This is a genomic window from Anoxybacillus sp. LAT27 (genome assembly GCF_022030075.1).
Classification (GTDB): domain Bacteria; phylum Bacillota; class Bacilli; order Bacillales; family Anoxybacillaceae; genus Anoxybacillus; species Anoxybacillus kestanbolensis.
Genome location: NZ_JAIWYK010000012.1, coordinates 1 through 11,464, shown reverse-complemented (window position 1 = coordinate 11,464; position 11,464 = coordinate 1). Strand labels below are relative to the sequence as shown.

General features: G+C 37.2%; 11 protein-coding genes and 1 pseudogene. 10 read left to right on the top strand and 2 right to left on the bottom strand.

Going from position 1 to position 11,464, the window contains the following annotated elements:
* The 3 genes from tnpC to LD028_RS01235 form a co-directional block, all read left to right on the top strand.
* On the top strand, window positions 1-1,196 hold a 1,196-nt coding region (tnpC, locus tag LD028_RS01245), incomplete at its 5' end, for an IS66 family transposase (RefSeq protein WP_237810655.1).
* Between the two features lie 102 nt (window positions 1,197-1,298).
* The gene (locus LD028_RS01240; RefSeq protein WP_237810654.1) at window positions 1,299-2,969 is read left to right on the top strand and encodes a capsular polysaccharide export protein, LipB/KpsS family; all 1,671 of its coding nucleotides are present in this window, start codon (window positions 1,299-1,301) and stop codon (window positions 2,967-2,969) included.
* Between the two features lie 3 nt (window positions 2,970-2,972).
* Window positions 2,973-4,301 carry an O-antigen polymerase gene (locus tag LD028_RS01235; protein WP_237810653.1) on the top strand — a complete coding sequence of 443 codons (1,329 nt, stop codon included), beginning with the start codon at window positions 2,973-2,975 and terminating at the stop codon, window positions 4,299-4,301.
* Window positions 4,302-4,347: 46 nt separating this feature from the next.
* On the opposite strand, the gene LD028_RS01230 is transcribed toward LD028_RS01235, so the two are convergent.
* Entirely contained in the window at window positions 4,348-5,226 is an 879-nt protein-coding gene (locus LD028_RS01230; RefSeq protein ID WP_011230510.1) for an IS982 family transposase, read from the bottom strand.
* Between the two features lie 187 nt (window positions 5,227-5,413).
* Here LD028_RS01230 and LD028_RS01225 point away from each other — a divergent pair, with 187 nt between their 5' ends.
* The 3 genes from LD028_RS01225 to LD028_RS01215 all read left to right on the top strand — a co-directional run bounded on the left by LD028_RS01225 (window position 5,414) and on the right by LD028_RS01215 (window position 6,749).
* On the top strand, window positions 5,414-5,944 hold the full coding sequence (locus LD028_RS01225; protein WP_015375203.1) for a helix-turn-helix domain-containing protein: 531 nt from the start codon (window positions 5,414-5,416) through the stop codon (window positions 5,942-5,944).
* Window positions 5,941-6,471 (top strand): IS630 family transposase, encoded by a 531-nt coding sequence (locus LD028_RS01220; RefSeq protein ID WP_015375204.1) that lies wholly within the window; start codon window positions 5,941-5,943, stop codon window positions 6,469-6,471. Before LD028_RS01225 ends, LD028_RS01220 begins: the two co-directional genes overlap by 4 nt.
* 140 nt (window positions 6,472-6,611) lie before the next feature.
* The gene (locus tag LD028_RS01215) at window positions 6,612-6,749 is read left to right on the top strand and encodes a transposase (RefSeq protein ID WP_237810656.1); all 138 of its coding nucleotides are present in this window, start codon (window positions 6,612-6,614) and stop codon (window positions 6,747-6,749) included.
* Between the two features lie 329 nt (window positions 6,750-7,078).
* Here LD028_RS01215 and LD028_RS18320 read toward each other — a convergent pair.
* Window positions 7,079-7,968: pseudogene (locus LD028_RS18320) on the bottom strand (transposase).
* Between the two features lie 140 nt (window positions 7,969-8,108).
* Here LD028_RS18320 and cps2T point away from each other — a divergent pair.
* The 4 genes from cps2T to rmlB all read left to right on the top strand — a co-directional run.
* On the top strand, window positions 8,109-9,266 hold the full coding sequence (cps2T, locus tag LD028_RS01205; protein ID WP_237810650.1) for a beta 1-4 rhamnosyltransferase Cps2T: 1,158 nt from the start codon (window positions 8,109-8,111) through the stop codon (window positions 9,264-9,266).
* Between the two features lie 18 nt (window positions 9,267-9,284).
* Window positions 9,285-10,172 (top strand): glucose-1-phosphate thymidylyltransferase RfbA, encoded by an 888-nt coding sequence (gene rfbA, locus LD028_RS01200; protein ID WP_237810648.1) that lies wholly within the window; start codon window positions 9,285-9,287, stop codon window positions 10,170-10,172.
* A 17-nt stretch (window positions 10,173-10,189) separates the two neighbouring features.
* Window positions 10,190-10,747 (top strand): dTDP-4-dehydrorhamnose 3,5-epimerase, encoded by a 558-nt coding sequence (rfbC, locus tag LD028_RS01195; protein ID WP_237810647.1) that lies wholly within the window; start codon window positions 10,190-10,192, stop codon window positions 10,745-10,747.
* 2 nt (window positions 10,748-10,749) lie between these two features.
* The coding region (rmlB, locus tag LD028_RS01190; protein WP_237810646.1) for a dTDP-D-glucose-4,6-dehydratase RmlB at window positions 10,750-11,464 on the top strand (715 nt) is incomplete at its 3' end.

Genomic DNA, 11,464 nt, shown 5'->3' with positions numbered 1-11,464 from the left:
CATCTGGCAACAAGCCAGGCGGACAAGAAGGACATCAAGGAACGACGCTCCGCCAAGTGGAACATCCACATCATCGCATCGTCCATCGTGTGCACACGTGTCAAGGATGTGGGGCTTCTTTGCGTGAAGTCAAACCGTTCAAAGTCGATATCCGTCAAGTGTTTGATCTTCCTCCTGTGACGATCGAGGTGACACAACATGAGCGTGAAGTGAAATCCTGTCCACATTGCCGATGTGTTCAACAAGCCGAATTCCCATCCCATGTCACGAATTATGTGCAATACGGTCCACGTCTCACAGCGCTCGTTGTTTATTTGCATCATATCCAATTGATCCCGTACAAGCGTTTAAGTGATACGATCGAAGCGTTATATCAACACTCGATTAGTACGGGAACTCTTGCCAATATGGTGAAACGAGGACGCGAAGCGCTGGAATCGAACATGGACATCATCGAAGACGCCTTACTTGAATCCAACATCCTGCATGTCGATGAAACGAGTTTGCGTATCAATGGGAAACTCGCATGGGTGCATGTCGCGTGTACATCAAAATACACGTACTTGGCTTCTCACGCTTCTCGTGGAAAGAAAGCGACCGATGATATCGGGATTCTTCCCCGATATCAAGGAACGATGATGCACGATGCGTTCGGTACGTATCCAAAATACACGCAAGCCACCCATGCCCTTTGTCACGCCCATCATTTGCGTGAATTGAAGGGCTTCATCGAACAAGGACATACATGGGCATCGCGCATGACGACGTTTCTGTTAGCCGCCAAGCAAGCCGTCGAAGCTCATCACGGTGCACTTTCCGAAGAAGAAGCGAGACGGTGGGAACGAGTGTATGATCGCATCCTAAAAAGGGCACAGCACCGATTGGAAGCGAAGACGCCTCTTCCGAAAAAAGCACTCGCTTTTATTCGACGGCTTCAGAAACGAAAGGAAGAAGCGCTGCGTTTCTTACGTGAAGCTCACGTTCCCTTTGACAACAACCAAGCCGAACGCGATCTTCGCATGGTCAAAGTGAAAGAGAACATTTCGGGTACGTTTCGCGAAGAAACATTCGCCCAGTCTTTTTGTATCACAAGAAGCATCGTTTCCACACTGACGAAGCACGAAAAAAACGTGTGGGACTCGTTATGTCTTCTGTTGACGGGTGAAACGCTCGATCGTGTTCTTTCTACCACTTAGGGCATTTTCTATCACAGGGATGCCCTATTTGTGTTGCGCTTCTTTACATACTACTATCGGGATGAATAGTTACTCAAACAGTACAACGTTAGGTGAAACTATATGAAAATTGTTCTAAAAAAAGTAGAAAATCTAAATTCAGATAATAATATTTATACGGTAAATAAGTTGTTAGATTCAATGGATTACGAAGATATAAATAATCAAGCATACGAAATTTCGATAAAATGGTCAAACGGAATTGAAGATTTATTTATCATAAATGGCGATTTTATTGCTCCCGTTGCACAATTAGACGTTTATAATTTTTTTAAAGAATATTTAACTGCCATAAAAATTTATAAAAAATTGATTAATTTAAATAAAAATATTATTTTGGATAATAGCAATAAGTTGTTAATACAAAATTTAATGAAAATAAATAAAGTAACTGGGAATAAATTGGTTTTTGAAACAAAGAGATATATTATAGAGAAAAAACATTTGAAAAATAAATTATTAGAAATTACAAAAAGAAACTTCAAAGAAAACTATATTAAATATTTATTGGGGCTTTTTGTAAAGAAAAAGAAAAAAAATCAAGAAGATATTATTGTATTTGCCGATGTATATAATAGACCTACTAATGAAATGTTAAATTTAGTTTCAAGTAACATTGAAAAACCTAATATTATTATTACCTCTGAACCTAGAATCTCTAAACATTTTTTTATGAATAAAGGAATTCCTCTCGGGAGTTTTATTAATTTAAAGCTTTTAATCAAGTTTATTAGAGAAAGATTTATTTATTCAAAAAGATTAAAAAAAATCAAGAATAAAATTAGCTTAGATTTTGGAAACAAAGCTATTAATCGATTAATAAGTAGTGAGTTTGAAAAAAAAATAAAAAAACTTTTTTTAACTTGTCTGCTTGATAACTATATTCTTCATAATCTCATAAATGAAATAAATCCAAAACTTATAATACTTGGAACAGATTGTCATAGACTATCAAGACATCTAGTAATAATTTCTAAAAAATATAATATTAAATCTTTGGTACTACAACATGGTGCTACTAATGGAAAATATGGATTTGCCCCTCTTTTTGCAAATAAAATTGCAGTTTGGGGTAATATATCAAAAAAGATTCTAATAGATTGGGGAATACCTGAGGAAAATATAATAATAACAGGGAATCCAAGATTTAAAAAGATAAAGAGTTATAGACAAAAAAACTGCTGCAAATCTAAGTATACTGAAAAATTAAAAATATTAGTTGCTTTGTCTCCATATGAGAAAGATGTGACTGTTGAAATTTTAACTTTGGTGCTTGAGGCTGTAAAAAATATAAAAGACATAACATTAATTGTGAAACCTCATCCTTCTGAAAAGAATATTTATTATTATGAAGAGATTATAAAAAGGTATAATTATATAGATGTAATTCTAGATGAGAAATCTTCAACTAACTATTTGTTAGCAGATTCAGATGTAGTAGTTTCAGCGCAGTCAACTATAGGAATAGAAGCATTGCTTTTTGGGAAAACTTTAATAGAAATTGATTCAAAAAGGATATCAAAAAAAATACCATATGATAAATATAATTGTTGTTATCAAGTCAAAAATGTTGATGATTTTATAAATGCTATAGCATCAATTAGAGAAAAGGATTCATCATTTAATACAATTATGAATAATAGTAATAAATTTCTTTATGATTATTTAGGAGATCCTAATACTAATACCTATAAGAAAATAAAAGAATTTATTAATATTTTATTAGGAGAGTAAAATATGATATTAAGAAAAAATTATTACTATTATGTATATTTAACTTTACTTATAGGTATAATCATAGGTATCATCATAGGTATCATAGTTCCTATGATTTTGTTGAAGTTTTCATTCTATCAGCTATATATTCTAGTTTTTATATTATTGATTATTTATAGCCATATAAAATATAACCTTGTGAATATTTTAAATCCTATTTCATTTTATTTACTTTATTACTTTATTTTTGTTGCTTTTGGTGGACTTTTTGCACCAAAGTATTCTAATAGGATACTAATTAGCGAAAAGGTTTTTTTATTAGTATTAATAGGAGCATTGTTTTTTATACTAGGTTCCATGTTTTACCGAATTTTATCGAAGAGAATCGTTCCTAATATTTACAAAAAAAGTATATACTCAACATGGGAGTATAATAAAGCGAATTATCTTAGTTTATCGTTAATATTAATAGGCAGTATGCTCACCTTTTATTATTACTATTTAGCAGGTACTATTCCAATTTTAAATGAAAATGCTGATTATTTTAGAGTTCAAGTAAAAGAAGGGAAGAGTTGGTTGTATCTTCTCTCTTATGGTTTTTATTTAGTAGGATTACTTATTTTCTCCTTAAATAATATGAATATAGGAAAATATAAAACATCTATAATAATTTCGTTTCTAGGATGTATTATTTTTATCGGACTTGGATATAGATCACCAGCATTTCAACTTTTATTAATGTCATATGTTCTTTATTCTTATTTTAAATATAGAAAAATCAAGTTATTTAGAGTATTAATATTTGGATTAATATTATTATTTTTAATAGGATTAACTGGTTCTATAAGAAGTAAAGGTGTGGATGTTATTTCCCAGTATAATATTATATGGTTAACTCTAGAATGGAGATTTTTTGTTCAAATTAGCAATATTCAAATGATTTTTGATTGGATATCTAATAATCAATATTTATATGGTAAATCTCTAGTCATAGATTTATTAACACTGTTGCCTGGTTATCAGCCAAGTTTTGCTATATGGTTAAAAGATGTTATGGGGATGGACTTTGCAGGAGGATTTACTACTACATTAGTTGGAGAAGCTTATGCTAATTTTGGGTTTTTAGGTGTTATAATATTATCTTTATTAATGGGCTTTATTGGTCAGGGGACATATTATTTTATTATAAAAAAGGAAAATATTAACCTATATGAAATTGGTGTTTTATTATTAATTTCATTTAGTATTGGTTCAATGGTATCCAGTGGCATTTTTACTGCATTAAAAAATGTTCTTCTTCCCTTTCTGGGGTTGTATCTTGTTATTACTAAATTATTTTTAAATAAATAAAAGTACAAGTGAGTGAGATTATATAACCCGTGGTGCTAGTTGAGCTTTAGCGCTCAACTAGCCCAAGTGTAACCAGGGAATAAGCTAACAATATACCGTCTAGTGCCACTTCAAATCCGATAATCGAATTGGCTCGGATCCCCGTGATGCGATAGTGGTCAACCAGAACCGAGAACACCGTCTCGATCACTTTGCGTTTTTGTTGGATCCACTGCTCCCATGTCTCAGACGCACGATGTTTCTGGTTTTTTCGAGACGGAGTCCAAAGCGCCATTTGGTATTCTTCGTACAGCCTTTTTTGCAAGTCACGGCTAATGAATCCTTTGTCCCCAAAGTTATACGGGTGGGGAATTTGGGTCATCACGCTTTCGGCTGCGATTCGATCGTGGCAAGATGCTTCCGTCACCACATACCCCATTGGCAGCCCTTGATCGGTCACTTGAAGGTGCAGCTTCAACCCGTAGTACCATTGCTTTTTGGAAGCGCAATACCCGATGTCGGCGATCTCTTGAAACCGTTTGACGCGATGCATTCTTGCCGTATGGCACAATGGGAGCGGCAAGCTGTCCACGACGGCATAGGCATGATGTTGGCCACGTTTTGCCAGCTCATGGCGGATCCATTTGATAGCGAAGCCAAGCGCCCGGCAGCGGCGGTTATACCGGGAACGTTCGAGAAACGAGCCGTTTGTGAACAAATTTCCCGTGACAAAACGATGCCACGCCCGTTCAGAAGTAAAACCGAGCAGCTTTCCTAAAAGATGAATGGCGATGATGACAGCGTCCTCTTGCTTGACCAAATGGCGATTTCGACGATGAAGATGCACCTGAATGCATGAAAGTTGAGCAGAAACAAAAACGAAAATGGCGGCATATTGCTTTTGAATCTTGGCCCGATCTGTAGTAAAATGAAAGTGCTCTTGCATAGGGATCCTCCTTTTTAATGGTTGGTTGCACTTTCATTTTAAGGGGATCCTCATGCAAGGGCTATTTTTATGCTTGTTTGAGTTTATCTATATAGATGCACATTGAAACATTAACGTCCGTATAAGTGGCTTCCACCCCGGTTATACTGCTCCTAGGTACTTCACGAAGAAAAGGAGCGGAAACGGAATGAAACGATTGAAAATCACCAATGACCATGGATGGACGCCACGAACCCTTCGAAAGGAAGAGAAAAAAATCAAAAACATTTCCCTGCGTCAACGCGTCATGGCCGTTCGCCTCGTCATGGAAGGGTATCTGGGGAAAGACGTCGCTTCCATGCTCAACCTGTGCCGCCAAAGCGTCGCATTTTATGTCTCCTTATTCAACGAAGGAGGGCTCGATCTCCTGCTCGATCGGAAATATCCGCCGGGCCGGGAGCCGTTTTTGACACTGGAACAGCAACAGGAACTGAAACAGACGATCTTGACCCACACCCCGGCCGAACTCGGTTGGGACATCGCTTCTTCTTGGAATACGCGGATTCTTCAGTCTTATATCCGCGAACACTACGAGGTGGACATGTCCCGGGAAGGAATTCGCAAACTTTTACATCGAATGAGATTGTCTTGGACTCGTCCCACCTATACCCTGGCCAAAGGCGATGCCGAACAACAGCAGGCGTTTGAGAAACAAATGGATCTCATTAAAAAAAACTGATCACTCCCGATACGATTCTTTTATATGCCGATGAAACTCATGTTCGGTCTTATCAAATCCTGCGGGCCACTTGGTCGGAGGCAGGCCGGCAAAAACAAGTGCCCACGTACGGCCATCATGCCCACGTTTCTGTATTTGGGGCGGTGAATGTGCTCAATGGGGACACCGTTCTTCATCGAGCAGTCGCTGCGAATGCGACGACGTTTTTGGATTTTTTAAAGATCTTGAAGAGCCGTTATCCAGACCAGCTGATCGTGCTCGTGCTCGACAATGCCCGCATCCACCATGCCAAAATGGTGAGAGATTTCTTGCGCCAAGAAGGGGAATCGTTTCACTTGATCTTTTTACCTCCTTATTCCCCACAGCTGAATCCCATCGAACGCTTGTGGAAATGGCTCAAGGATGCGGTCATTGCCAATGTGTTTCACAAAGATCAAATGGATATTGACCAAGCCATTGCCCGGTTTATGGAATATATAGATCAACAACCGGAAGAGGTGCTTCGACGCTTGGGGTGTGCAGCGTGATGCAAAGGTTAACTTTTCAAGGTGCATTTATATAGCACCACGGGTTATATACTGTCTCATTAGCCCCCTAATGAATTTGGACACTCGATAAGGTGTTTTTTATAATCGAAGTGACCAAATGAAGGGGGTTTTTGATTTACATGAAACGAAGAAAACATTCAAAGGAATTTAAGCTACAAGTAGTGAAAGAAGCATTAGAAGTTGGAAATAAAGCATTGGTAGCTAGAAGATACGAGCTTAGCCCTAATCTTGTGCAAAGATGGGTAAAAGCGTATTAAGAAGGGTAACAGGTATCTTAGAAGTAGCTGAAAAGATCGTGTATTGATCCTTCACCATTTCAACAGGAAGTGGGCAGAGAGAAAGTTACGAAGATTTTCCAAAACACATGAAGTACTCCAGCGAATATTTGAAGAACGTTACAATTAAAAAAATGTAAGGTAGTAAAATAAGGAGAGCTTCGCTTTCCTTCTAATCAGACTGAATATTCAATCTGATTAGAAGGAAAGAGTCTCCCACCATTTCAAAAGCATTTCAGAGATATTCTATTTTTCTTTCCTTACACAAAATTTGGCGCTATTCTTTATTTTTTAGACGGTGTTGCAAAACTCTAGAGTAAAAACTCGAAGTTATGCATAAGTATGTAACATAACACATGCAGTAAATATCAGTTCGTACCATCTTGGCTATTCCAGCCTGTCACTCTTTAATTCATTAAATACACGCTCAATCTCGCAGCGAAGTCCAAATAGCTATTGACCAAACCTCGTTTTCAAAAAAGACAGGAAGAGCTCGGCCATAGGCATCTTTTTGTTCCTTGCTGTTGCGGAAGTTGATGGGGGAAATAAACTTGATTCCTGCTTGTTCGGCTGTTTAACGAATCTTTTTACTGTCATAGGCGGCATTGCCTAATGCGAATTCGATATCCCATTGCTCTAAAGAAGCAAGCAGTTTTGGCACCACTGCGGCATCATTCCGATTCGCTTTAGTCAATTATATGAGGATAAAATAATTTCCTCAGTAGTGGTGCAGAGGTGAAGATTATACCTTTAAAACAATAGTATCGGGTAGACACTCCCCACTTCGCTTGAGAATCGTAAAGACTACTCCGAAGATCAGTACTGTCGATCAGCACTATTTGGGAATATTTCACTTTTAAATCTTTTAGCAGCAGTGCATGAAAAACAGTAAATCCTTGTTTATGGAACTACTACATTGTTAAGGAAAATGTGGAAAGATAAGGAATTCGAACAAGCCTACAAGCTCGCTGAAAACAACGAAAGCGTTGCAGGATGCGCACTAGTTTCCTAAAGGAGTCAATGGAAAAATAGGTCTTCAAAAAGAAACATTTCAACAACGCTTTTTTTGACATTGTCGGTCTTCCTTTCAAATGCTGTGTTTTTAGTAACGATATAGAGAGTCGATATACTGAAATAATGCTTTTAAAAGTGGGTCGATTTCATAAGAACATGCATGTTCATCATTCAAATTAGAAATCATGATAGTGTTCACCCCTTGGTTTTGTTTTTTGGTCAGTGATATGATTTACAAGGTGGTAGGTTTTTATGTGCATTTATACATTCGTTATGTGTTTTGCAACACGTTCAAATAGATATTAGATAATAGTTGAGGTGTGTAATTTGAAAAATATATTTATAATAGGCTCAAAGGGTATCCCTGCCAAATACGGTGGCTTTGAAACGTTTGTAGAATATTTGACCAAAAGAAAGGTAAGTGAGGATATCACTTACCATGTTTCATGTTTAGGGGAGAATAACGATGAATTTTATTATAACAATGCTAGATGTTTTAATGTAAAGGTTCCTGATGTGGGAAGTGCGAAAGCGGTTCTTTATGATTTAATGAGTTTACGGGAATGTATTCGATATATTAAAGAGTACAATCTAACTAACAGCATTGTTTATATTTTGGCTTGTCGAATTGGTCCGTTTTTTGCTTTCTATAAGAAAAAGCTAGAGAAAATGGGGGTCAAGGTGTTTGTAAACCCTGACGGCCATGAATGGAAACGAAGTAAATGGAATTATTGGATTAAACGTTATTGGAAGTTTTCTGAGCGTTTAATGGTGAAACATGCGGATTTATTAGTATGCGATTCACGTGGGATTGAGTCATACATTCAAAATGAATATAGACAATATCGCCCGAAAACTACGTTTATTGCTTATGGAGCGGATGTGAAGGCATCTTCACTTGCGGATGATGATGCGAAGCTAGTTGATTGGTATCGTCAACATCAGTTAAAGCAGTTTGAATATTATTTAATTGTGGGACGTTTTGTTCCTGAAAATAACTATGAACTAATGATTCGCGAGTTTATGGCATCTAACACTAAAAAGGATTTAGTGATTATTTCAAATGTCGAGCAAAATGCTTTTTATCAACAGTTGCTCGAGAAAACTAAATTTGATCGCGATCCTCGTATTAAATTTGTTGGGACTGTGTATGATCAGGAACTTTTAAAGAAAATTCGTGAGCAAGCTTACGGATATTTACACGGTCATGAAGTGGGAGGGACAAACCCTTCTCTTCTGGAAGCATTGGCATCAACGAAAATTAATTTATTACTAGATGTAGTTTTTAATAAAGAAGTTGGTGCAGATGGGGCGTTATATTTTACAAAAGAGCAAGGATCATTAAGTCAGTTGATTAATATGGTGGATCAATATACTCAAGAGCAAATAGAATTACTAGGAGCGAAAGCAAAAGATCGTATCATTAATGAATATTCATGGGATAAAATTGTAAGCGACTATGAACAACTATTTCTGGATAGCTAATTAAGGGGATGCATAATAATGAAAGGGATTATTTTAGCTGGAGGAAGCGGCACCCGCCTTTATCCTTTAACAAAGGCAGTATCTAAGCAATTGTTACCTATTTACGATAAACCGATGATTTATTACCCGTTATCTGTTTTCATGTTAGCTGGCATTCGTGATATTTTGATTATTTCTACTCCTAGTGATACACCACGCTTTCAAGAATTACTAGGAGATGGCTCAGACATAGGAATCTCGTTATCCTACGCCGTGCAGCCTTCGCCAGATGGTCTTGCACAGGCGTTTATTATTGGAGAGAAGTTTATCGGTGATGATAATGTTGCGCTGATTTTAGGAGACAATCTGTTTTATGGCCATGGATTGACAAAGTTATTGCAAAACGCCGTGGAACGAAAAACGGGAGCGACGGTGTTTGGGTATTACGTAAATGATCCAGAACGTTTTGGCGTTGTAGAGTTTGATGAAAATGGAAAAGTCATTTCCATTGAAGAAAAACCGAAACATCCGAAGTCTAATTATGCGGTGACAGGGTTGTATTTTTATGACAACCGCGTTGTTGAATTTGCGAAAAGCATTAAGCCCTCCGCGCGTGGCGAGCTGGAAATTACCGATGTGAACAAAAAATATTTGGAGCTTGGCGAATTGCATGTGGAGATTTTGGGAAGAGGTTTTTGCTGGCTGGATTCCGGCACGCATGAATCATTGCTTGAGGCTTCCCAATTTATTGAAACAATCGAGAAACGTCAAAGCTTAAAAGTTGCATGCCTTGAAGAAATTGCTTATTTAAAAGGGTATATTACAAGAGAACAGTTATTGAAGTTAGCTGAGCCGTTAAAGAAAAATCAATATGGTCGATATTTGATAGATATTGCTAACCAGAAAAAGAAACCAATATATTTATAAATTATGAGGTGCGTGTTATGAAAGTGATTAAGACTTCATTACCCGGTGTGTTATTGATTGAACCAAAAGTGTTTGGTGATCACCGGGGCTTTTTTATGGAAAGTTACAATAAAAAACTTTTTGCGGAATATGGGCTTGATTTCAACTTTATTCAAGATAATCACTCGTTATCCCAGCAAGCTGGAACGATTCGCGGACTTCATTATCAGTTAAACCCAAAGGCGCAAACAAAATTAGTGCGCGTTACTCGAGGGGCTATCTATGACGTGGTTGTTGATATACGCAAAGGTTCGCCGACGTTTGGCAAATGGCAAGGTTTTATTTTAAGCGCGGATAATAAACGGCAATTGCTCGTACCAAAGGGATTTGCGCATGGTTTTTGTACGTTAGTGGAAAACACGGAAGTACAATATAAAGTGGATGAATACTATTCTCCAGAACATGATCGCGGCATTCTTTGGAATGATCTGGCGTTAGGAATTGACTGGCCGACAGCAAACCCAATTCTTTCTGAAAAAGATACAAAACATCCACTATTAGCAGATGCCGAAATCAACTTTGAGTGGGAGAGATAATAATGAATCTTTTAGTTACAGGCGGAGCAGGTTTTATTGGCAGCAACTTTGTCCGTTACATGCTTGAGAAATATCCAACTTATAAAGTAGTCAATTATGATTTATTAACTTATGCTGGTAATCTTGAAAACTTAAAAGATGTGGAGAATCATCCTAACTATACATTTGTAAAAGGTGATATCAATAACCGTGAGCTATTGGATTATCTTGTTAAAACACATGAGATTGACGTTATTGTGAACTTTGCGGCTGAGTCGCATGTCGACCGCAGTATTACAGATCCTGATATTTTCGTAAAAACAAATGTATTGGGCACGCAAGCGTTATTAGATGTGGCAAAAGACAACCATATTAAGAAATATGTGCAAATTTCAACGGATGAAGTGTATGGTACACTTGGAGAAACGGGATATTTTACAGAAGAAACACCACTAGCACCGAATAGCCCTTATTCGGCAAGTAAGGCTGGTGGAGACCTACTTGTAAGAGCGTATCATGAAACATATGGGCTAAATGTGAACATTACGAGATGTTCCAATAACTATGGACCATATCACTTCCCTGAAAAACTCATTCCGTTAATGATCACAAATGCGTTGGAAGGGAAAGAACTTCCGATTTACGGTGACGGTCAAAATATTCGTGACTGGTTGCATGTAAAAGACCATTGCGCGGCGATTGATTTAGTGATTCATAAAGGTAGACCTGGGGAAGTAT

Coding starts and splice junctions, on each gene's coding strand:
- rfbC (WP_237810647.1), top strand. CDS start 10,190: ATGAAAGTGATTAAGACTTCATTACCCGGTGTGTTATTGATTGAACCA.
- LD028_RS01230 (WP_011230510.1), bottom strand. CDS start 5,226: ATGCAAGAGCACTTTCATTTTACTACAGATCGGGCCAAGATTCAAAAG.
- LD028_RS01225 (WP_015375203.1), top strand. CDS start 5,414: ATGAAACGATTGAAAATCACCAATGACCATGGATGGACGCCACGAACC.
- LD028_RS01235 (WP_237810653.1), top strand. CDS start 2,973: ATGATATTAAGAAAAAATTATTACTATTATGTATATTTAACTTTACTT.
- LD028_RS01240 (WP_237810654.1), top strand. CDS start 1,299: ATGAAAATTGTTCTAAAAAAAGTAGAAAATCTAAATTCAGATAATAAT.
- LD028_RS01215 (WP_237810656.1), top strand. CDS start 6,612: ATGAAACGAAGAAAACATTCAAAGGAATTTAAGCTACAAGTAGTGAAA.
- rfbA (WP_237810648.1), top strand. CDS start 9,285: ATGAAAGGGATTATTTTAGCTGGAGGAAGCGGCACCCGCCTTTATCCT.